Annotated in this window: 21 protein-coding genes; 5 read left to right on the forward strand and 16 right to left on the reverse strand. The window is 46.5% G+C overall.

Features of this window, described 5'->3' with window-relative positions:
* Nucleotides 1-455: 455 nt before the first annotated feature.
* From QNO02_RS25570 to yyaC, 5 genes are all read right to left on the reverse strand, one after another.
* Nucleotides 456-3011 (reverse strand): O-antigen ligase family protein, encoded by a 2556-nt coding sequence (locus QNO02_RS25570; RefSeq protein ID WP_289390380.1) that lies wholly within the window; start codon nucleotides 3009-3011, stop codon nucleotides 456-458.
* 191 nt (nucleotides 3012-3202) lie between these two features.
* Nucleotides 3203-4450 (reverse strand): class I SAM-dependent methyltransferase, encoded by a 1248-nt coding sequence (locus tag QNO02_RS25575; RefSeq protein WP_051447021.1) that lies wholly within the window; start codon nucleotides 4448-4450, stop codon nucleotides 3203-3205.
* Nucleotides 4451-4546: 96 nt separating this feature from the next.
* Nucleotides 4547-5251, reverse strand: a complete 705-nt coding sequence (locus QNO02_RS25580) for a DUF6483 family protein (RefSeq protein WP_133387143.1) — start codon at nucleotides 5249-5251, stop codon at nucleotides 4547-4549.
* A 433-nt stretch (nucleotides 5252-5684) separates the two neighbouring features.
* Nucleotides 5685-6476, reverse strand: coding sequence for an alpha/beta fold hydrolase (locus QNO02_RS25585; protein WP_091038573.1), 792 nt, complete (start codon nucleotides 6474-6476; stop codon nucleotides 5685-5687).
* 60 nt (nucleotides 6477-6536) lie between these two features.
* Nucleotides 6537-7094, reverse strand: a complete 558-nt coding sequence (yyaC, locus tag QNO02_RS25590) for a spore protease YyaC (RefSeq protein ID WP_091038572.1) — start codon at nucleotides 7092-7094, stop codon at nucleotides 6537-6539.
* A gap of 158 nt (nucleotides 7095-7252) precedes the next feature.
* On the opposite strand from yyaC, the gene QNO02_RS25595 reads away from it, so the two are divergent.
* The gene (locus QNO02_RS25595; RefSeq protein WP_017692283.1) at nucleotides 7253-7477 is read left to right on the forward strand and encodes a DUF1128 domain-containing protein; all 225 of its coding nucleotides are present in this window, start codon (nucleotides 7253-7255) and stop codon (nucleotides 7475-7477) included.
* Nucleotides 7478-7628: 151 nt separating this feature from the next.
* Here the strand turns inward: QNO02_RS25595 and QNO02_RS25600 are convergent, their stop codons facing one another.
* Nucleotides 7629-8354, reverse strand: coding sequence for a pirin family protein (locus QNO02_RS25600; RefSeq protein WP_036607001.1), 726 nt, complete (start codon nucleotides 8352-8354; stop codon nucleotides 7629-7631).
* Nucleotides 8355-8493: 139 nt separating this feature from the next.
* A complete protein-coding gene (locus QNO02_RS25605; protein WP_289390381.1) occupies nucleotides 8494-9513 on the reverse strand; it encodes an asparaginase in 1020 nt (339 codons plus the stop codon).
* Between the two features lie 177 nt (nucleotides 9514-9690).
* Here QNO02_RS25605 and QNO02_RS25610 point away from each other — a divergent pair, with 177 nt between their 5' ends.
* The 4 genes from QNO02_RS25610 (at nucleotide 9691) to QNO02_RS25625 (ending at nucleotide 11706) form a co-directional block, all read left to right on the forward strand.
* Nucleotides 9691-10392, forward strand: a complete 702-nt coding sequence (locus QNO02_RS25610; protein ID WP_289390382.1) for a phosphatase PAP2 family protein — start codon at nucleotides 9691-9693, stop codon at nucleotides 10390-10392.
* 134 nt (nucleotides 10393-10526) lie between these two features.
* Nucleotides 10527-10784 carry a GlsB/YeaQ/YmgE family stress response membrane protein gene (locus QNO02_RS25615; RefSeq protein ID WP_017692278.1) on the forward strand — a complete coding sequence of 86 codons (258 nt, stop codon included), beginning with the start codon at nucleotides 10527-10529 and terminating at the stop codon, nucleotides 10782-10784.
* 64 nt (nucleotides 10785-10848) lie between these two features.
* The gene (locus QNO02_RS25620) at nucleotides 10849-11256 is read left to right on the forward strand and encodes a YtxH domain-containing protein (protein ID WP_289390383.1); all 408 of its coding nucleotides are present in this window, start codon (nucleotides 10849-10851) and stop codon (nucleotides 11254-11256) included.
* An 84-nt stretch (nucleotides 11257-11340) separates the two neighbouring features.
* Nucleotides 11341-11706 (forward strand): DUF5665 domain-containing protein, encoded by a 366-nt coding sequence (locus tag QNO02_RS25625; RefSeq protein ID WP_017692276.1) that lies wholly within the window; start codon nucleotides 11341-11343, stop codon nucleotides 11704-11706.
* Nucleotides 11707-11726: 20 nt separating this feature from the next.
* Here QNO02_RS25625 and QNO02_RS25630 read toward each other — a convergent pair whose 3' ends face one another.
* The 9 genes from QNO02_RS25630 to QNO02_RS25670 all read right to left on the reverse strand — a co-directional run bounded on the left by QNO02_RS25630 (nucleotide 11727) and on the right by QNO02_RS25670 (nucleotide 22794).
* The gene (locus QNO02_RS25630) at nucleotides 11727-12788 is read right to left on the reverse strand and encodes a magnesium transporter CorA family protein (RefSeq protein ID WP_240768310.1); all 1062 of its coding nucleotides are present in this window, start codon (nucleotides 12786-12788) and stop codon (nucleotides 11727-11729) included.
* Nucleotides 12789-12889: 101 nt separating this feature from the next.
* Complete coding sequence (locus QNO02_RS25635) at nucleotides 12890-13663, reverse strand: sigma-70 family RNA polymerase sigma factor (protein ID WP_047841571.1); 774 nt, start codon at nucleotides 13661-13663, stop codon at nucleotides 12890-12892.
* Nucleotides 13660-14112, reverse strand: coding sequence for an anti-sigma B factor RsbW (rsbW, locus tag QNO02_RS25640; protein ID WP_036606993.1), 453 nt, complete (start codon nucleotides 14110-14112; stop codon nucleotides 13660-13662). The genes QNO02_RS25635 and rsbW overlap by 4 nt, the downstream gene beginning before the upstream one ends.
* Before the next feature lie 18 nt (nucleotides 14113-14130).
* Entirely contained in the window at nucleotides 14131-14469 is a 339-nt protein-coding gene (locus tag QNO02_RS25645) for an STAS domain-containing protein (RefSeq protein ID WP_036606989.1), read from the reverse strand.
* Nucleotides 14470-14555: 86 nt separating this feature from the next.
* The gene (locus QNO02_RS25650) at nucleotides 14556-16232 is read right to left on the reverse strand and encodes a response regulator (protein WP_091038563.1); all 1677 of its coding nucleotides are present in this window, start codon (nucleotides 16230-16232) and stop codon (nucleotides 14556-14558) included.
* 16 nt (nucleotides 16233-16248) lie between these two features.
* The gene (locus QNO02_RS25655; RefSeq protein WP_074096446.1) at nucleotides 16249-17121 is read right to left on the reverse strand and encodes a CheR family methyltransferase; all 873 of its coding nucleotides are present in this window, start codon (nucleotides 17119-17121) and stop codon (nucleotides 16249-16251) included.
* Nucleotides 17122-17207: 86 nt separating this feature from the next.
* Entirely contained in the window at nucleotides 17208-20933 is a 3726-nt protein-coding gene (locus QNO02_RS25660; RefSeq protein ID WP_091038562.1) for a response regulator, read from the reverse strand.
* On the reverse strand, nucleotides 20930-22099 hold the full coding sequence (locus tag QNO02_RS25665) for a PP2C family protein-serine/threonine phosphatase (protein WP_047841574.1): 1170 nt from the start codon (nucleotides 22097-22099) through the stop codon (nucleotides 20930-20932). Before QNO02_RS25665 ends, QNO02_RS25660 begins: the two co-directional genes overlap by 4 nt.
* 350 nt (nucleotides 22100-22449) lie before the next feature.
* Nucleotides 22450-22794 carry a YflT domain-containing protein gene (locus QNO02_RS25670; protein WP_017692267.1) on the reverse strand — a complete coding sequence of 115 codons (345 nt, stop codon included), beginning with the start codon at nucleotides 22792-22794 and terminating at the stop codon, nucleotides 22450-22452.
* Nucleotides 22795-22864 lie beyond the last annotated feature (70 nt).

Raw genomic sequence — 22864 nt, forward strand, 5'->3', positions numbered from 1 at the left:
CTTTCCGATGTAAAGCTTCACTCTAGGTGGGATTCGAGGGCGACCCCTTGCGGTTGGAGCAGAGCATGGAGCCGACCTCCAGGTGGGCATGAATATAAGCTGGGAGTATGAACATAAACACCGAGTAATTTTTCATGCTCAAGCCCACGAGTGGTAACGAATCTGAGGCGTCTTATTCAAGGATTTGAAGCAATTTTAGAAATCTAAGGAATCTGAGACACGTTATCTCGGGATTTTTGGCCTTTTATAATGTTTTTGTTAGGAGTTTCGGGAAATAACGTGTCTGATGTTCCTTACAATTTAAAAAGAGGAGCTAGAGGCCAAATAAGACGTCCTGTGTTCCTTAGAAAATCGCATACCCTCCGCAAGGAGCAGCCAGCTTGGACTCCCAGACTTTTTAGACGCTGACATCCAACATTATATCGCATGGGTAAACGTCAAGATCCAGCAGTGATTTAAGGGCTCCGCTTGGTCAACTCTGGAGTAAACGGAGGAGAAGAACCCGAAGCAAGCCTACGCAGGTTCTCTCCATAACCTGGAGCATGTTCTTCCAGTACAAAACGACGATCATTGCGAACGTTTCCTGCTTCCACTTCCTCAGCCAGCAGTTGATACCGTTCATACATCTGGACACCAGCGGCGGCAGTCTGTCGGGCTCGATCCGTGAATCCTGCCTTCCATTCCCGCCTCGCTGCCTGCTCCATCCAATACAAAGCCACGGATTGGCCAATACCATCATACCGATTCAATGCAATCGCTTGTTCAAAATATTCCCCAGCCTGCTGTCCTTCGCCGAATTGGGCTGCCAATCGTCCCAGTTCGATGTAAATCTGAGGGTGCATCGGGGAATGGGACAAGCTGTTCAAAAGAAGTGATTCTGCTTCTCGTCCCGGGAGAGATCGTGCAAGGAATATCACCATATCGGGTCGATTCGGATTCGATTGAAAAGCAACCATAAGATGCACCTTCTGTGCTGGATTGCCATCCGGTTCAGACATCGCCTGACGGTACTGCACTTCTGCTACGGCATATCGGGAGGTCAGCCAGACTGTTCCACCAAGCCAGAAAAGGATGATCATCACTGTGGATACCCTTATTAGCCGAGCAGTTACTCGCTGAAGAATATGAAAGAAGGAACGCATCGGGACAGTAGCTGGACGGGATTGGGTTGGTAAATATCGCAAGAAAAGAGATCTGGATTTAGATCTCAGTTTGAATCTGAAGGGAGTGTATTTCACAGTTACGCCGGATCGCTGGACCCCCTCTGTTTCCGTCTTCAATGCGACTGCCCAAGCACCGAGCCAGATGAAGAGCATCCAAGATAATGTGAAGCTCCAGTCAAAGTCCATCGCCCCATGCAGGCCAAAAACAAGCACGGATGGAAAGAGCTGTGGTGCAAAATAAAAGATGCTTCGCAGGGTGAGGAGAAACCACCCTGCGACAAGCACGATGCCGATCATGCCCGTGTCCAGGGCAAGATCGAGCAGGCCGTTGTGGACCTCGCCTCCAACATAAGGCGAGGATTGAATGGCGCGAAACATGTTGCGCCATGTGTCTCCCCCGTGGCCGAGCCATGCGGCCTCGGTCCACAGCTGGAGGGCGTCCCGCCACATCTGTAGGCGGGACACCCCAGTGCCGACACCTGCCGCTAGGCGATCGGCGGTGGAGGCCACGGCCATGAGTGCAGCGGCGGCTCCCGCCAGCACGATGGCCGTCAAAGCAGCGGCGCGCGGAGCCTTGGCGGCGCCGCTGTGCCACAGACGGCACAGCAGCAGCGTGCCGAGCAGCGCAGCTGCCCATGCCCCGGCCAGTGCCAGCAGGCCGGGCACGGGTGCAGGAGCCAGCTGAGCAGCAGCCAGCTGGCGGTACAGCCAGGCCGCGCACGCCAGTGGCGCGGCCATGGCCAGTAGCAGCGGCAGGCGGGCACCTCGCCGCTGCAAAGCAAAGGCGGCGACCGCGGCGCAGCCGGTCGCCAGCCAAGCGCCGCGCGACTCGCTCAGCAGGAGCGCGGCTTGCGCGGGCATGAGCGGCAGCACTGCCGCGATGAGTCGCCCCGCCGGCACAGGCCGGGCTATGACTCGCGCGGCGGCTGTCAGCCGCTCCAATGCGTACATGCCAACAATAGCACCGTACGCATTCGGGTACTGCAATAATCCGCCGAGCCTTGCTCCGGCGGAGCTGATCTCGGGGTCAGCAGTCCGCATCACCCCGAAGGGCAGCGGCAATATCCCGCACACGGCAAAGATGCCGCTGAGCACAAGCAAGCCGCCCGCTATCTGCCAACCGCAGGCTAACCAACGCGCACCATCCGTGCGCGCAGCCAGTATTGCAGTGAGCAGGGTGAACAGCACAAGCAGGCTCCACCGCAGCATCTCATCCATGCTGCCCTGTTTACTCACCGAGCCTGCCCATGCATGTAGCCCAAAACATGTCATCATCCCCAGCGGCCACAATACCCGCAACATTCCCGGAAATCGAAATATTTTTTCAATGATTTGTTCAATGTTCCACTGACCCTGTACCAATGACACGGGTATTCGTTCACTCGCCTTCTGTGGACAAATACCTACAAGGAAAAGAAAAAACATGATCAATATGCTTCCTGCTGCGATCAAAAGGACAGGGTACAGATCGGCCGAATAATACAGTCCCCCACTCAGACATCCTGCAAGCAGCAAGACAATGGAGAGTATGCCTGACCCAACAGTCCACCCCGATCCTGAATAACGTTTACACCTCAAACTTTGAGAAAAACTCCCTGACACTTCGGTCTGGATAGCTCCATATGTATCATCTTTGTTGTATGTATCTTCCCTATTATATGTACTGTCCCTACTGCCCTTACTATCTCTACCGTCCCTCTTGCCCCCATTACATAAGTCCCTGTTATCTACATATTCTGTACCCTCTGCATGGCGAGACCCGTCAAACGCCTGTTCCACCATTAACTCGTTCGCCTCATACCCTCGTCTATACCTTAGAACTCCCTTATCCATTCTCCTATTCTTCATCTCCACCCTCCCTCCTTCCTTCCACCGCTCCATATGCATAACAAAAAGACAGAAGATCCCGATAACGGGTCCTTCTGCCTAATATACATCTGACAGTTATGATGTTGCTTGCTACGAAGTATGTGCACTCTATTGAAGTTTACATTCAGAGACCCTAACTGTAGTATGTCCCTGTATAGGCGTTGGCACACTCAGCAAAGGTCGCAATTTGCGGAATCTTGAACGGTTTCTTTGCTCGATTTTGATTTCCCGTTGGCCTGCTTGCCATCGCCAGGAAGCAAATCGGCACAAGCCCGCTCCAAATATGGATCGGCATGAATGAAATCACGGAAAGCCGTATATTCATTCCACATCTCCGTCACTTCGCCAGCCTGACCGCGAACAGCACGAATCAATATGTTTTTAGGCGTATTCTCCATATCGATGAATTCAAGCAATTGTGTCTTGTATCCCATCAGATCAAGCAACTTGGCACGAATCCCATCCGTAGCCAGTGCAGAAAAACGTTCCTTGAGGATGCCATGGGACAACAACGGATTCATCACGGAGGCCTCTACTTGATCAAACAGTTCATGCTGACAGCAAGGAACAGACAAAATAACAGAAGCTCCCCAACGAACTGCCTTCTCCAAAGCAGCATCGGTAGCTGTATCACAGGCATGCAGTGTGACAACCATATCCACTTCATTCAATTCATCGTAGTCCGCGATGTCTCCAACCAGAAACTTCAGATCGCCATAATGCAATCGATTAGCCAGATCATTACAGTGTTCAATTACATCTGCCTTCAAGTCCAACCCAATAATCTTGAGTGAACGACGTTGTTGTACAGACAGATAATGATATAACGCAAATGTCAGATAAGACTTGCCACAACCAAAGTCAACGATGGTCAGTGGACGTCCTTCCGGCAGATGTGGAATGACATCCTGCACCATTTCGAGGAAACGGTTGATCTGTCTGAACTTGTCATATTTACGGGCCAGCACACGACCTTCTTCGTTCATAATACCAAGTTCAACGAGGAACGATACGGGTACTCCCTCTTCCAATACATATTGCTTCTTGCGATTATGCGACAGATCCACTGCAGTTTTGGAAGCAGATTTGGTAAGAATGGATACTTTATATTTTTTGCTGATCAAAATTTGATAGTCTGCCTCGGTCGTACAGAGCAGGCCTTGACGAAACGTCTCTTCGCATAACAAAGTCATGCGCTCAGCCGCTTCAGCCGGAGTCAAATTCTCGTGCAGCACTTTGTTGTTATAATGAAATGCAAATTGATAATGCAGCTGATTCTTCAGTGTCACCGGCTTGACTTGCACTTTGGTATACGAGACATTGTCCCGTCTGCGCAGCTGGCTCCAGGTCGCTGTAATCAGCGAATTCTGTTCAAAGATGTCTTGTATAAGCTTTCGCAATGAATCCACGGGGTACATCTCACTTTCGGTTTGGTTTGGTCAACCGTTACCATACCACAATTCCGTTCCCTCTCCAAGTAAAGGCATGTAACAAGCCTTGATCCAATCCATATTTTATGAGTTCATCTCTTGACGACTTAGTTCAGCTAGTCCCTCTTCAACTTCGTTCCGTGGCAGACCGCCCTGCTCCAGTTGTTCATCCGTGAGTTGGCTCAACCTTTCATAGAACGCCTGTACATCATCTCGGTAGCTCATCGGGAATTCATCACCAAGCTGGAGCAATCGATACCAACTGTTCTCTGCCTGGTCGTAACGTCCTTGTTGTTCACGATAGAGGGCAAGCTGTCTTTCAGTCCGGGCAGGAAGTTCATATTCTTTCGTAAGCCCCAACACACCCTCCACCCGTTCCGGTGCGTCCAACAACTTGGGATTAGCGCCATGATTCAATGCATACAGGTAAAAATGAAGTGATCTCATCAATCGAATGACAGCCTCATCCTCTGCGTCCATTCTCTCCTGATCATCTATGCCTTCCACTTTGGCCTTCTCTTGATAAATGTAAGCCTCTTCTTCAATCAGCCTCGCGGCCTGCTGCAGATTGTCTACCTCAATCATTCCGCGAAAACGGAACATTTCAATAACATCCTCCGCTGGCAATGAGTTCAGTAGAGATAAATTCAACCCAAACTGCCTGCGCATCAGCTCATCCAGTTCAGACAATGCCTCGGTGTGCTTACGTTGCTGTTTGAGCGTGAACACTTTGCCTATTGCTTCAGTCATTTCCTCCATCATGCGGAGCAGATAATCTTTTCTGAACATGCTGTATGCCCCCTCATCATTCGACCCTATACATCCAATCGTTCTCATATCGTTCCTTTATATTTATTTTAATTCATGCCATGACAAAAAGCCAAAAACAAGACACGCGTGTCTTTGCTCTGGCCATGAACACACTAAACCCCTGCCTATCCCAAAGGGACGTGGCAGGGGCTCGGTTGAAATGGAACTGGTAACTCCTCCTCCACAAGAGGTTGAATCATCCAGAAACCAAACTATATTCTAGGACGTGTCTCAAAACTCGCTGAAGTGCATCTTTTACCGCCTTTTCGCCCCATGCTGCGTCACTTCCCCTTGACGTGCCCCGGCACGCCTGCGGAAAACTTCCTTGCTTGGAACGAAAATTCAGTAAAATCTACTTCCTTCGGAGTTTTCAGACACGCCCTAATGAAATCAACATAAATTACTTCATCAATTACTTCGATAATCCAGCCATAAATTGTTTAATGACCTGAATTAATTCTTCAGGAGCTTCATACATGCTCATATGACCCGCACCCGCAATCACGGCTTGCACGATATGTGGCTTGTCACTTGTAAATGTACGTTCTGGCGGGATAACAGCATCCTTCTCTCCCGCAACCAGCAATACAGGTAAAGGTGTAGCCGATAACACATCGCGGCGATCCGGACGTTCTCGCATAGCAAGTGCAGCACCAACAGCACCTTGAGGAGCAGTCTGGTAACCAATTTCCTTCACACGTGTTACATGCGTAGATAGCGATTCCACATGTTCCGGTGCAAAAAGTCCGGGAACCAGTCCATCTACAAAATTCACGATACCTTCGGTCTGAATGGTGGATACAGCACGAAGGCGTTTTTCCTTGGCTTCTTCACTGTCCGGATAGGCTGTCGAATGAATCAGACCAAATGCATTCAAACGCTCCGGGTGACGCTGTGCAATCGAGAGCGTAATGTATCCCCCCATCGAGTGTCCCAGAAGGACCGCTTTTTCCACATTCAACTCATCCATCAACTGTAATACATCGTTGCCCATCTGTTCGATGGTATAACTTCCTACAGGTGCATCTGTTTTTCCGTGTCCACGCAGATCGGGGACGATACAGCGATAGCTGCGTGCCAGTTCAGGTACGACCTCATCCCAATACGATGAACTGCCACAGTATCCGTGGAGCAAAATGAGTGCTTCTCCCTTACCTTGTTCGGCATAACAAATCGTCGTTCCATCACACATCACTTTTTCCATATGAATCCCTCTCTCTGCGCGAATTAAATAATTCAGGTTGTATATTATTAAGCCTACATATCATGAATGAAACGTTTGTCTCCATTTCCCTGCTTCAATTGCGGCGTCTGCAATCGTTCGGGACATCCCCATGACCAGGTGAAGCGAGGTCATCTGCAAAATGGAATAGGGCCTTGGTCCATTAGCATTAACCACAGCTGCTACACTGTATTGTCCAACAGGAGGTAGCTTGCCTCCGACCGATTGGGCCGGAATGAGTGGGTTATTCGAGAGATAGTATGTACCTACCGCCTGCTTTGGACCCAGACATGCATCAATCGCTATGATGGCATGGTGTGCAGGAATAAGTGCCAATTTCTTTTCCAGCGTATCTGCATCACAAGGGGAAGACAGCGTGCCAATAACGTTCTCCATTCCGCTCTCTTGCAGTAAACTTCCTGTCAGTGGACCCAGAGCATCCCCGGTGGAACGATCAGTACCGATGCAGACAAACGTGATTTCAGCTGGAGAATGAAGTTGAACGATGTTTTTGAAAAATAAGATCAAATTCTCTGCAGGCACGCCTTTACGGACTTCCCTTCCTTGATGGCGAACCATTTCTCGCTTATACGCTGCCAAGCTGTATTCCCTCCAGTACACTCAGGTTTCCATGAAATCCTGTTGTTGTATCCATCATTGTAACCGATGCTTGGTTTCCTCGCAAAAGCATTAGCCTGAGCGCTTCCAATCATGATACAATAACAAGAGTTTCCGATACGGAAGGGATGAACTTAACGATGGATTTAACACAAGCAACAGCAGCCAATATGGAATATATGATTGAAGCGATCAAAACCAAACTTCGTATGGCAAGTGGTGCCGCCATGCAAGCTTCTTCATTCCCACTTGAGAAATATGAAGATCTGTTTGACCTGTATGAAATGATTTTGAGCAAGGAACATCTCAGTATCTCTGAAGTGGAAGCTGTCGCTTCGGAACTGGGTAATCTTCGTAAATCTTAGCAAAGTGTTGCTTTTGATCATTTGTGACTTCTATATGAAGTCCTATTCAAAAGCAAGCCTAAAAAGGACCTGTTTCCACATCACCGTGGGAACAGGTCCTTTTTCACATATTTATATTTCCAGACTATCCTTAACGGAATACATCCCATCCTTAAGGCAGGTCAACCAAAACAAATTCGGCAGGTTCACTGTCTGTGCTCGTGATTTGCAGATCACAGCTTTTGCGAATTCGTGCGGCATCGCCCGGCTTGAGGTTGAAGTTACCATCCGAACAATGAATCTCTACATGCCCACTGATCAGGAAAAGATGTGTCCGTCGATCTTCGTGTTGCGGGTACATCAACTTTTTCCCGGACTCCAAATGGGAGAGGTAACAGGTTACATCCTGGGAAATAGGCAATGCGCCTTCGCTTCCCTCGCCCCCTTGCCCGGATACAATCGGACATAGACGATTCAAATGCTCCTGCGGCTCTATTCTCCGATTCGTATAGGATGGTTTCAGCATACGCTCCGATGGCAAAAACCACATCTGGAGGAAACGTACCGGTTCATCCGCTGACGGATTGGTCTCAGAATGTTCCACTCCCGTACCCGCACTCATCACCTGGACCGTACCCGGTTCAAGCAATTGCTCTGTTCCCATACTATCCGTATGTTTGAGTGTACCTGATATGACATAACTGACAAGTTCAAGATCATGATGTGGATGTTTCTTAAAGCCTTCTTGCGGCATCAGCGTGTTTTCATTATGAGCCAACAGACAGCCAAAATGGGCATTGCTTGGATCATCATAATCCGCAAAGGAAAAGCTGAATTCACTGTGTATCCAACCTCGATCCGACGTGTGCCTTTCTTCCGATGTCACCACTTTAATCATGTTCATCCACCTCCAAGGGTTTAGAGCTGCCACATTACCGCGGCAGTCCGTGCGTGTATATGAATTGTATAGATGAATACCAGTTGGTATGTCATCTTTACCCGGGGTCCGGCAACTCTAATCACGCCCCTTCTTAAGGTTATACGCTATCTTCAAGTGAGTGAAGAATGAACTCACTATCTGCATGACCTACAAGGGTACCCGCATCATTTCGGATGTCCGAAGGGAATACTTCAGCCAATCGCGCAATGGTTCTCTCATTGGAGTAACCAATCTGTTTCAGGATGGATTGGGTAATAAAGGCCCACTCTTCCTCAGAACCATCAAGGACCTTGAAGGTGATTCCCAATCGTTCTTTTTTCAGACCAAAACCGAATACCCCTTTGAATCCACCTTTCGCTACAATGTTATCATCTTCCAGCAGCACTGAATCTACACGCTCCGTGCCACCTACCATTAACGGATATTCATTCATAGCTGATGTTATGGTCTCTACAGCTGTTCTTGTGGAAGAATCAGCGATAAGATCCGGACAGGCGAGCTTCAGATAAGCGTTCGACAATGCCGACAACGGCAAAGAAAATACCGGAAAGCCGCAGCCATCCGTCCCAAGCTCAATCTCTTTTTCCTCAATACCTGCCAGGTCAGCAAAGGTTTCAAGAATTTCACGTTGTACCGGATGATCCGGTTCAGCGTAACTGACCAGATCAACCTGCTTCATCTGACTGTACCCCAGAATTCCCAGATGTTTTCCGGAGCAGTTATGCAAGATGCGGCGTTTCTCCCCTTGTCCACGTATCCATTGATTACGGCTTTCTTCATTAAGCGGATAGCTTGGTGCACAGATCAGGCATTCTTCTCCCAATCCGATCTTACCGGATAACTGCTCCAGCACCCGAATGTGTTCCGGTTCCGAACGATGCGAAGAGGACATAATGGCGATCTCCTGTGATGATAGGCCATAGTGACTGGCAATTCCTGCCCGAATACCTGGAATGGCTTGAAAAGGTTTGGCAGATGAACGAGTGAACGCTCTAAAATGAGGGTCACCAGCCGAGTATACGATTCGGCCATACTCATCCGTAATACTTATGTGTCCGTAATGGGCGCATTCCATGACGCCTGCACGGTATTCTTTAATTAACAAGGCACTCTCCATGCGAGTTCTCTCCTTTGTGCTCCCGATTTCATCTCTGCTTTGCGTCACGACGCCGCATGGGATATCTTAAATAGTATAGTACAAAAGCGACGTTTTTACAGTTTTTTCGACAGGCATTTCGGGTATAGCTTTATCATCTATGTTCATCTACTACAATAACTGAAGGAGAAACTCATTATGCAGCGCAAAACGTATTCAACAGACTCATTCAGTTCAACTCCCGGCACGTTGTTACGTCCACTCCTCAACTGGGGTTTGGCTGGTCTGGCCCTTAGCGCATCGGTCGTATTCATCTTGGCAGGTCTGGGTGCCTGGTTGGGTGCTGAAGTTATTATTCGTCTGGATGATGAAATTCAACAATTATTTTATCTGAATTCAGATTCACGTCTTCATCTATTCCCTTACACTGCATTCATAACCGCACTGGGCTCATTCAAAATCTCTGCTGTGGCTGCAGGAGGTTTTGCTCTTCTTTTCTTCATACAACGCAGCCCAAGGTTTATTATATATGGATATGCGATCACGGGAAGTTTTGCCATGATGTGGATTCTGAACACGTTATTGAAAGAATTTTTCAGACGAAGCCGACCTGAACTGGATCATCTGCTGGTCGTTCACGGGTACAGCTTTCCCAGCGGACATGCCATGATCTCCATGGGCTTCTACGGCATGCTCTTTGTGATCTGGGCCATTGAGCAACAGCGACATACATCTTCTGGTGCGTGGCTTCCTGTCCTATGCGGTATCATTTTTATTTTGTTGATTGGCCTCAGCCGCATCATGTTGGGCGTTCATTATCCTACGGATGTATTTACCGGATTTGCCGCTGGATTGGCATGGATCTTCTGCATGGTTAAGGGCATTAAACAAAGCCGCTAAAGAATGAATTCCTCTGATTTCCAGTTCATTCATCCTCATCTTTATTGTTTCACAGGGTTGCACGGGGTTTATATACGAAGTAAGCAAACGCGAACAGACAACATCCTACATCAAGTTTAAAGGAGGCGGTTGTTATGTGGGGCATCATTATCAGCATTGTGATGGCTGTCATCATCGGTTTGATCGGAGATGCACTTGCCGGTCACAACATGCCTGGAGGCATAATCGGTGCAATGATTGCCGGATTTGCCGGAGCCTGGCTGGGAGCACTTTTGCTTGGTAACTGGGGACCAGTTATCGGTAACTTTGCCATTATCCCTGCTATCATTGGTACAGCGCTCTTTGTTTTCTTGCTGGGGCTTGTGTCCAGACTGCTAAGACAGGCTGCCTGATTCGGGCAACAAGGTGTTCGTTGTTTCGTATTTGTTTCTTAATTTGAAGAAGGAGTGATTAGACATGAATAAAGCAGAAGAGCAATATCCTGTACAGACGGGTTCGACTTTCGCAAAAGGTATTTTCATCGGGGGTTTACTTGGAGCTGCAGCAGCACTACTCTTTGCGCCTAAACCGGGACGTGAATTGCGTGGTGACCTTTCCGAGAAAGTGGGCATCGTTACTGACCGCACCAAAGAAGTGGCAACTGTTGTAGGTGACAAAGCCTCTGAACTGGCTAAAACGGTCTCTTCCAAAACTTCCGACATTGCAAAAACGGTAAATCAAGGCCGCAATGATGTAATGGACTCTGTGAGAAAAGCATCCGCTGATGTGGCTAACGAAGCATCCCGTGCATCTGATGAAGTGGCTGCCGCTTCCATTGAAGCGAAGGAAGATGCACGCAAAGAACTTAACTCGACTAGCCTGTAAGGCGATACAGATCGAGTGACCAATAGCCAGCTGCACTCCAGCTGGCTATTTTTTATCCAATGCGAGTTGAGGAGGACGAATAACATGAGTAAAGTTACAATTAACGGTAATACTCCAATTACGGGAGGAACACCGGCACAGCAGTATGATACAAGCGAGCATCCGTTTGAATTGCGTCATGAGGTAAAGCGATTGAACACCCGTCTGGACCAGATTGCAGACAGTCTGGAGAGAGCACAGATCAAGGATATTATTGAGAATTACAGCAGTCCCAAAAAGCGGATTATTACCAATTTCACAGCGGGCATGGCACGAGGTCTCGGTCTGACTGTGGGTACCTTTGTTGTTCTCGGTTTGCTGGCATTCATTCTCAGCCAATTCGTGAATATGCCGATTGTGGGCCAATATATCGCTGACTTGCTTGGTTATATTGAAGATTACAAAAACTAAGAGGACTAACCAATAGTAGGCTATCCCTTACGTTTTTCCGTAGCTCCTTTTTTCTCTGTCTCTTCAGCTGAAGGCTGTGAGGATTTCACTTTGAGCAGATCTCCTGTCCAGCCTTTCATCATCAGCCATACATACATGCTGATCATGCTTAAGATAATGACAACAAGGACCAGTACAACTCCCCATGATTTGTCGATAAAGGGCAGGTTCTCAAAGTTCATCCCCCATATCGCGCCAGCTGCCGTGGCAGGTATGAACACAGCAGTGACAATGGTCAGCGTCTTCATGATCTCATTGCCACGTACACCGGAGATTGCATTATCAATGGAGATTAACGTATCGATCTCTTTCTCGTAGTGACTAAACAAACGTTCCATTCGCTCTACTCGATGTTGGAGCTGCTGGAAATATCGATTTTCATTTATTTCATCAAGGTAAGCCTCATGTGAAGCAGCCATCAGTTCCGAGTAAGGGATGAACAGATTACTCCAATACAATAATTCAAATCGAGCGGCGAGAATCTGGTCCATCAAGGTGCGGGCATTGCGAGATTCCATCTTCCGTTCCAGATCACGCAGGTTCATCTCAAAATGATCCATTCCCACATGGTAGTAATGCAGTATAGCTCGAAAAAGTACAAACATCCCGTCCCTGGCCTCACTACATTGCTGTAACATATGGGCACGTTCATCCGTCTTCATAATACCTCGTGTATTGTCATCCATATTCAAGGTAACCAGGTTATTACGATCGACATAAAAGAACATCTGATTATCTTTTCTTTTGTCATCTCTCTCATTCTTGATCGCATACAACAATGAACCAAATATGACTGGTTCTTTACCATTCACGAAACGGACGGACAAATAATTCGATTCGACTTCCGGAATTTTATAAAGCCAATATCGCATATCCGGAAACGCCTCTGTCAGCTCCTCCAAAGCATCGTTCATGCTATCGGTGTCAGGTGCAACCCAATCCCACCATTGCCAATGGTCCGAGCAAGATAACTTGTCACGGCGAGCTTCCAACTTGATTTGGTTCACAATCACTTTATCCACTCCTGCACTCATGTTCTTCATTACATACCCATCTTTTTGATCCCAAAAAGGACACGTATGCATTTCAGTGCAATGACGTGTCCTTCTTTATGCCGTACTCAACAACATTAGGGTTCCATTTTTCATAACATTGAAGCATTAGACATAATCTGTTTCAATTTCTCTGTAGCTCGCTTCTGAATACGAGATACACTCATCTGTGAAACACCAAGCTTCTGGGCAATTGCCCGCTGAGATTGGCCATCCTGGAATGCTAGAATAAGTACCTGCTGCTCTTGTTCCTTCAATTGTCCCAATGCCTGTTGCAAGTCCATCCGTTTTTCGACCGAATCATAGTCATTAACATCTGCACTGATCAGTTCACCCAATGTTGCTGCACTGTCATCCTGAGATAAAGGAGAATCCAGTGATACATAGTGGTAACATTCCCGACCAGCCAGAACTTCAATCGTCTCTTCTGCAGTCAAATCAAGGTATTCAGCAATTTCGTTCACACCGGGTGAGCGCTCCAGCTTAACGGTTAACTCATCAATGGCATGTTGCACAAGTGCTCCCTTTTCCTTAATCCTCCGGGGCACCTGAATATACCAGGATTTATCGCGCAAGTAGTTTTTCATATGACCGATCATGCTCTTCATGGCATAAGGTTCAAACGGAATACCTAGATTAATATCGTATTGCTTAAGCAAACGAATCAAAGCCATCTGCCCGGTCTGATACAAGTCTTCGTATAGATCGGGGCGATTCCGAGCGATTTTACCTGCTGCCATCTTTACCATTGGTTCATACTTACGGATGAGAACTGTTGCAATTTCATTATCTTGGGTCTGCTGGTATTCCCAGATCAAACCTATAGCTTCAGACATGGACTCTGGGGGAGTCACTTTTTCATTCATACTTTCTCCTCACTTCTTGCAAGACGTTTTACGAGTACTACTTTCGTACCTTTGCCCGTCTCACTTTCCACACTGACATCGTCCATCAAGGCTTGCATCAGGTAGAACCCAAGTCCGCCAATCTGTGCTTCCGTCAGTTCTTTGTCGTGTAGACCGGCACGTGACACAGCAGGGTTCATGTTCTCGAAGCTGGCACCTTCGTCCTTGACAATAATGGACAATGTTTCGCCATCCACTTCGAATACAACTTCAACCATGCCGCCTTCGTGTGAGTAGGCATACAATACAGAGTTGTTACAGGCCTCGGATACAGCAACTTTCATATCCTCAATGTCTTCATAAGAAAATCCCATTTTGGATGCTACTCCATAGAGATTGAGTCTTACAATATCAACGTAATCAGCTGTCGCAGGTAAATTAAGGGTGACTCTTTGAACTTCTGCATTCATTCCTTTTTCGATCCTTTCCTATTGGGAATTCTTCTGTGTGACAAAGAATTTGGCAATGCCCGTCATATCAAAAAGTTTCTGAATCTGCGCAGGAACTTCCTGTACTTCAAAGCGAGCTTCCATTCCATGTCTTGCCTTCAGAACAGATAACAGGATACCAATCCCTGTACTATCGATATACTTCAATTCTTTCATGTTGATCACAAGATCCTGTTCCTTGTTATCCACGAGCGGCTCCATCACCAAGCGGAAGTCAGGAGCAACCGACAAATCCAGTTCGCCAGTCAGATACACCGTGCATACGCCGTCCTGTGTTTCAGTTCTTGCATTGAATTTTTCATTTTTATTTGTATTCATTAGACATCTCTCTCCTGATCAATGGTTTCCTTACCTAATAACCCAACTTCAGCACGAGTGAAACAGAAAGAAGTTTGGAAAATGTTTCAATTGGCCTGATTCATGGCTGAAGGGCCTGGATCTAACATTTGTCGTTGTTTCTGAAACTGGGCTATTTTCTGTTTCACATTGCCCATTTTCACCGGTTTACTAATATAATCATCCATGCCGGCAGCAATACAGCGCTGCTGAATACCTTCCATCACGTTAGCAGTCATGGCTATAATGATTGGCTGATCAGACTGGGACAGGCTCTCTCGAATCCGCCGTGTGCATTCCAAACCGTCCATCACAGGCATCTGCAGATCCATAAACACATAGTCATAGGGATAACGGCTGCCGTTTACCATATCGAGTGCGCTCTGCCCATCTTCAGCAATGTCTGAGAGCAACCCAAGCTTACCGAGCATAATCGCCATCAACTTCTGGTTAATAGGATGATCATCCACGATTAATACCGTAGGATATTTATTCTCATTTTTCACATCCGTTGGCTTCTCTTCCCCGTTCCTCTGGATCAGTTCAGTTTCTACATAACGTTTCGCCTGAATTGTAAATACAAACGTTGCTCCCCGTTGCTCTGTTGTATCCAGATAGATCTGTCCACCCATCATTTCAACCAGAGTCTTGCATATTGCCAGTCCTAAGCCAGTTCCACCGTATTTACGTGTCATGGATGTATCCAGCTGGGAAAACGGCTGGAACAGGCGATCAACTTTGTCTGAAGCGATACCTATCCCGGTGTCTTTAACGGCAAACTCCAATGCCATTTCTCCATCCTTTTCTTCCTTAACTGACACGATCAGATACACTCCACCCTGATCGGTAAATTTGATCGCATTTGCAATAAGATTTAAGAGAACTTGACGGAGCCTTGCCATATCTCCATAGATTAATTCAGGGACAGAATCCTCCAGGAAATAATCCAGTTCCAAGTTCTTTTTGCCTGCTTCTGCAGCAAACAATCCCAACACTTCCCGAACACAGGAGACAATTTCAAAAGGATGCTCTTCAAGTTCCATTTTGCCGGATTCCATCTTGGTAAAATCAAGAATGTCGTTGATGACCGTGACAAGTGCATCCGCGCTGCGACGAACGATGTCTGCATATTCCTTCTGATCTTCCCTCAGTTCCGTCTCCATCAGCAGATCAACCATACCGATAACTCCGTTCATCGGTGTACGAATCTCATGACTCATCATCGCCAGGAACTCGGTCTTTGCATTGGCTGCAATTTCTGCTTCTTCCTTGGCCTGAATGAGTTGTTGGTTCATCTTCTCCAGTTCCTGTGTCTTCTGGTGAAGAAGCATGGTCTGTGTCTTCAAACGTTTATTGGTGATAAACATCTCCACAAACCCCTCGATTTTGGATTTCAAAATCTGAGGAATAAATGGCTTAACCATGTAATCAATGGCCCCGGCTGAATATCCGGCAAACAAGTGCTCCGCTTCTCTACTATTCGCAGAGATGAATATAATCGGCACATCCTTGGACTTGTCCCGTGCCTTAATTAACTTTGCTGTCTCAATTCCGTCCATTCCAGGCATCTGCACATCGAGAACGATAACCGCAAATTCGTCTTTTAGCAGACAGCGGAGTGCCTCTTCTCCGGAAGTTGCCTTAACGAGTTTATATTGTTCCGATTCCAGAACTGCTTCAAGAGCAAGCAAGTTCTCAGGGCGGTCATCTACCAATAATATGTGGATTGGTTCATTGAGCCCCATGGCTAACCCTAACCCCCTATTTAATCTTCCGGTATATTTTTTCGGTCCGGTCTAACGGCTCATAGGTATCACTGAACTCTGTAAAATGTATCGATTCTTTCGACCCCAGAACCAGAATACCAAAGTGGCTCAAGCTCTCATGAAACAGCCCATGCACATGGTTCCGCAGTTCATCATTAAAATAAATCATGACATTACGGCAAAAGATAACATTAAACTCGTTAAATGACCGGTCTGTTGCCAGGTTGTGCTCGGCGAAAATGATGTTCTTCCTTAGAAAAGGATGAAATATCACCGAATTATATTTCGCTGTATAGTACTCGGAGAAGGCTCTGGTACCCCCTGCCTCCAAATAATTTGTAGTAAATAGTTTCATTTTCTCAATACCATATACGCCTTCTTTGGCCTGTTGCAAAGAGCGATCATTCATATCCGTTGCGTAGATTCTTGCCTTGTCATACAGTCCTTCCTCATGCAACATGATGGCCATGGAATAAACTTCCTCTCCCGTAGAGCATCCCGCATGCCATATTCGGATATACGGGTATGTTCTCAGGATAGGAATAATCTGTTCCCGAAACATTCGGAAAAGCGAAGGATCTCGAAACATTTCCGTTACAGGGATGGATAAGTTCTGTACAAAACGGTCAAACGCGGAACGGTCATGAAGAACACGCTCCTGCAAGCCGGATATGCTCTTAACACCTTCAGCATGTGCATGATGCCAGATTCTTCGTTTTAGGGATGGCAATGCATAGTTTCTAAAATCATATCCATATAAACGGTGCATGCCTTCCAACAGCAACTCAATCTCGATCAGCTCACGTTCTTCATCTTGCGGCATACGGACCAAATCTGCCCCCGTCTCGGTAGGTTCCCACGGTGTCATAAGTTCTCTCCACTTCTTCATTTGTTACTTGCGTATTCGTCGTATTGTCTTTCATTACCCAAACAATCAACATACGAATAATGAACTTACGAATACAACCATACGCGCATTAAGGATAACAATTGATCTGTCTGGATCGGTTTTTTCACATAATCAGATGCTCCGGCCTCAATACATTTGCCGCGATCCTCTTTCATGGCTTTGGCCGTGAGCGCAATAATCGGCAACTTTTCAAACTGCGGGATCTGTCTGATTCGTGTCATTGCTTCATAACCGTCCATTTCTGGCATCATCATATCCATCAGTACCAGATCAAATTCAGGATTTTTGTCCAAAATCTCCAAAGCCTCTCGGCCGTTCTCCGCAAATGTCACATCCATCCGATAGCCTTCAAGGACACTTGAAAGGGCAAATACGTTACGGATATCGTCATCTACAAGCAATATTTTTTTGCCTTCAAACAACGTTTCTTTGTTGTGTAGTTTCTGTAAGATTCGACGCTTGTCTTCCGGCAAATTGGCTTCTACCCGATGCAGGAACAAAGTGGTCTCATCCAGCAGACGTTCCGGTGACTTCACATCTTTGATAATGATGGATTCCGCATATTTGCGCAGCTTCATTTCTTCCTTGGAATCCAGCTCTTTGCCTGTATAAATTATAATCGGCAGATCGTTCAGATATTCATCATCGCGAATCTGGTCGAGCAACTCAAACCCGGTCATATCCGTTAACATTAGATCCAGTACCATGCAGTCATAACGCTGGCTGTGTAATTCATTCAACGCCTCACTACCTGTCGATACAGCAGTGATTGCAACATCATCATGACCAATCAATTCTATAATGGCTTTACGCTGAATCTCATCATCTTCGACGATCAACAGTCGTTTTAATTGATTCTCGGTATATGATTTGATATGCGAGAATGCTTTATCCAGTGAATCCTTGCTCGAAGGTTTTTTCAGATACGCAATGGCGCCCATCATCAGACCTTGCTTCATATCATCAATAACTGAAATCACATGAACCGGAATGTGGCGTGTTGCCGAACTGCTCTTCAGCTCGCCCAGAATGGTCCAACCATCCATTACCGGCAATTGAATATCCAGGATAATGGCATCCGGCAAATATTGACGTGCCATTTCAAGTCCTTTATCACCTTGTAGGGCAACAAGTGCTTTGAATCCTCTTCCTCTCGCCATATCCATCAAAATATGTGCAAAGTTCACATCATCCTCAATGATGAGGAGGATTTTGTCGCCTTCCATGATATTCTCCCGATCATCTTCGATCTGCGTGACATCTGGAGTATGGGAAGGAGATAGATCTTTACCCACGCTACGCTCCGGATCAGGAGAGAGAATGGACTGATGACTTGAAAGCATGGTCCGTGCTTCGATGGACTGTTCATAAAGATCCTCTGAGGATACAGCCGCTTCTCTTGAAGCACCTTCTTCTGCCAAGGCTTCCTCTTCATGATTATCCGGCAGGTATAAGGTAAAGCAGCTACCTTCCCCTTCGGATGATTCCACCTGTATTGCGCCACCAAGCAAACGTGCCAGCTCCCTGCTAATGGACAATCCCAGGCCAGTTCCACCGTATTTCCGGCTTGTGGTCCCGTCTACTTGCTGGAACGCTTCAAAGATCAAATCCGTCTTATCCGATGGAATACCAATGCCGGTGTCTTTTACACTAAATCCGAGATATTCCTGATTGGTGTTCATATAACCCGGCAGCTCTTCCGGTTTCATTCGTCGTCCAATCAGACTAACCGAACCTCGATTGGTGAACTTAAATGCGTTCGACAACAAATTCCGTAAAATCTGTTTGACGCGATGACTGTCGGTGTATACCCATTCCGGTAGATCGCTGTCGAAATCGATATTCAAGTTCAGTTCCTTTTTATTCGCCATCGGTCCGAAGTTCTGCTGAACAAAGCTGGTCAGCTCTTCCATTCGAACTGTCTCATAATTGATATCCATCTTACCTGCGTCCACCTTGGACAGATCCAGAATCTCATCAATCATCTTCAGCAGATCGGCGCCCGACATGTAGATGGTTTGCGCATATTCCTGCTGTTTGTCAGTCAGATTCCCACCCTTGTTCTCCGACAATAACTGGGACAAAATGAGCAGACTGTTCAATGGTGTACGGAGTTCATGTGACATATTCGCTAAAAATTCGGACTTGTACTTGCTTGTCATCGACAGCTGTGTAGCTTGCTGTTCCAACTGTGTCTTCGTTTTCTCAATTTCGTCATTTTTCTCTTCAACTTCACGCACCTGCTCTTCAAGCGCCCGCGTCTTGGCAATGAGTTCCGTATTGAAATGCTCCAATTCTTCCTGCTGACGCTGCAGCAATTCCTCGGAACGTTTAAGCGCCTCTGTCTGCTCCTCCAGATTCTCATTGGAACGACGAAGTTCTTCTTGCTGTGTCTGCAATTCTTCCGATTGAACCTGCAGTTCCTCAGTCAGTGCCTGGGATTCACGCAGCAACTCCTCCACACGCAAACGACGTCGAACGTTGTTCAAAATTACGCCCAGGTTCATAATCAGTTGTGTGAACAACTGCTTGTGAAGTTCATTGAAACCTTCAAAGGAAGCCATTTCAACTACACCAATCAGTTCATCTTCAAACACGACAGGATAGATCATGATACCCGCAGCACGTGTTGAACCTGAAGCTGAACCAATATGCACATAATCTTCAGGCGTATTTTCCAGAATAATTGGTGTCATATCCAGCGCGGCTTGACCAATCAAGCCTTCACCGATGCGATACATTTCTTTACCAACATCTTCGTTCTCTTCAAATGCGTATGCACCGTAACGTCTCAGTTCGTCGGGATGTTTCTCCTCATCGATCAGATAGACAACACCCAACTGAGCGCCAAGCACAGGTGTGAACTCACTGATAAACATCTGTGAAATTTGGCGAATGGAGCCAATCCCCCGAAGCAGTTCCGGGACTCTTGCGATATTCGAACTCATCCAGTTTTGATCCTGCTGAGCCTGTACATAAGCCCTCTCGATTTCCAGTTTTTCTTCCAGATCACTGGATACATCCTTGAACACACTGGCAATCTGACCAATCTCATCGGTTGATTTGACCTGTATGCGCCGAATGGTTCGGTAACGCCCTTTACCAAAGCTGGTAATCATCATAGATACCGTGTTCAGACCCCGTGTGATACTCGGCAGCACCCACATAATGACACCCAATGCAAGCAACAACCCCGCAATCATGATACCTATCGTGATCTGTACTGCTCTCGTATACGCTGCGTTAGCGTTTTTGATCTCGGCATCAATCTCTTGGTCCTGATAACGGGAAAGAGCATTCAAACTATCCACAGCTTCTTTTTGCACCGCGAGTCCTGTTGCATTGCGGTAGTTATTCGCATCTTCTACCCTGCTTTGGGACATCAAGTTGATCTGTCTTGTTGCATAGGAAGTATAAGCAGTCCACGCAGTATTCACACGATCCACCAGTTGATGTTCAGGTGCACTGTCTGCTCGGTTTCTCACTTCTACGAGGTAACCATCCCCCCGATCCTTCATCTCCTTCAGGTCACCTTCAGCAGCACTAATTGAATTGTTCGGATTCAATAACAAGTTAGCCAGCACTTTGGCAATATCATTGACCTCTCCGCGTACAGCAGAAGTGAACCTTACTTTGAGATAACGTTCCTGATACATCTGATCAATCTGTTTATTACTGCTGTTTAGCCGTTCATAACTCACAAACGTGAGCACGATCAAAATAGCCATCAGAGCGGTAAAACCAATCAGCAGTTTATTCCTGATCTTCATTCATCCCCCGCCCCTTTATCCAAAGTAATCCAGACCAGACATTTATCATCATCCCGCTCCTGGGGAATTTCGTCGTCAAAGAACATGGCCTGCATGGCAGCTTCATTCCACTGATGTGACCCGGTCAGTTTTTCGATCAGGAATTCATGTTGTTCTTCCTGCCCGCCCTGAACAGCTTCCAATAATCCATCCGTATATAGTGCAATATGCCCGTCACCCTCGTAATGGATCGTTTGTGGTTCAATATCCATCTTGTCAAATAAACCAACAGGACAGCAGACGCTGTCAAATGTGGTGACACTGCCGTCGTTTCGGAAGAATAAAGCAGGTGGATGCCCTGCATTAACATAATCAATACGCTTCATCCGTGTATCAACGACCAGATAAATTGCCGTGAAATAATACTGCACCAATTGTTTTTCCAGATGGAGCTGGTTAAAACGACGGTTCAACTCTTGAATGACCTTCTCTGGATCCACATAAGTGGTAACCGTATCTTTTAACACAGAAGCGATAAACATGGTAAACAGGGATGAAGATATCCCGTGTCCCATCATGTCGAGCAGCAGAACTCCGTAACGGCCTTCCCCAAGTGGGTACCAAGAATACAGATCACCCGCAAGCTCAAAAGATGGTTTATAGATGGCATGCACTTGGAACAGCGGGTCCCTAATTGCCGGACTTAAAACAGCATTTTGGACCATCGCTGCCAACTTGAGCTCATCCTGAATACGTTGATCACGCTCTTTGTGCCAATCCTTCTCCTGTTTCAAACGAAGTGCGAGTCGAATTCTGGCCATCAGTTCGACTTTATTAATCGGTTTGGTCACATAGTCAGATGCCCCTGCATCCAATGCTTCGGCAAGTTTCTTGGAATCTCCGATGGCAGTCACCATAATAATCGGTATATCCTTCAGATTCTCAAATTTCTGCACAATACTGCAGGCTTCGATACCATCCATCTCCGGCATCATCATATCTAGCAAAATCAGGTCAATATCCGACGGTCTTGGACGAAGTTCGTTGCTTTCCTCCCCAATTCCCAGCACTTCAAACATTTCCATGGCGGAACTCGCCGTTACAATGTCACGATAGTTTTCTTTTTTCAGAATTTCTCGAATGATAATGACATTCGTCGGATTGTCGTCAACAATAAGTATTCTCATTGATATCTCCTTATCTGTGGCGTCCGGGTTTGTCGATTCTTATTAGGTTAAAACAAACGTTGATTATACAAATTTTGCATACAAAACGGCAGTAGACATAATAATTCCTAGTATAACTATAATCGTAAAAACAAAAAACTTCTATCAGTAAATGGCACCATCGCTGGAGATTCTCCCCGCAACCCACCCTGTTTTTGCAGCGTCCTGATCCCGCTTCCAAACTTGCAAAAACATAGATAAGGAATGGGGAAAGCCCCATTCCTTATCTATGTTTTTGATTAAGCATTTTACATAAATGATTCAGAAGCTTGTCTATGTTCAGCAAACTTCAACTTGCAACGTATATCGGGTTAATCTTTCTTTTTAGCAATAACGAGTACTTTACCTTTGTCGAGTTCACTCTCGTAGAAGTCCGCTTCGGCTTCGGTAAAGCCCATCGAAACAATTTTGGCCCGGAGTTCATCACCACGTGAGCGGAACAGATTCGCCAAGGAATCAAATACGCCTTCTTCCTTTATGCCAATTTCTTTGGCATCTGCTGTATCGGCAATTCGATCTGTACGATCCTTCTCATGGGCGAGAACAAAGATTTGATCAGCAAGGTATCCGGTAATCTGCAATTCTTTCACCGCTTCTACCGCCTGGACTCCGTTTTCTACCACTTTTGCATAAGCTTGCTCATTGGTTGAATTCATCGTTTCCACTCTCCTCTGATTTAATCTTCTGTATCGAGCTACTTAATATATAACCATACTATATGGGGTT

Source organism: Paenibacillus sp. PK1-4R, assembly GCF_030369595.1.
Lineage (GTDB): Bacteria > Bacillota > Bacilli > Paenibacillales > Paenibacillaceae > Paenibacillus.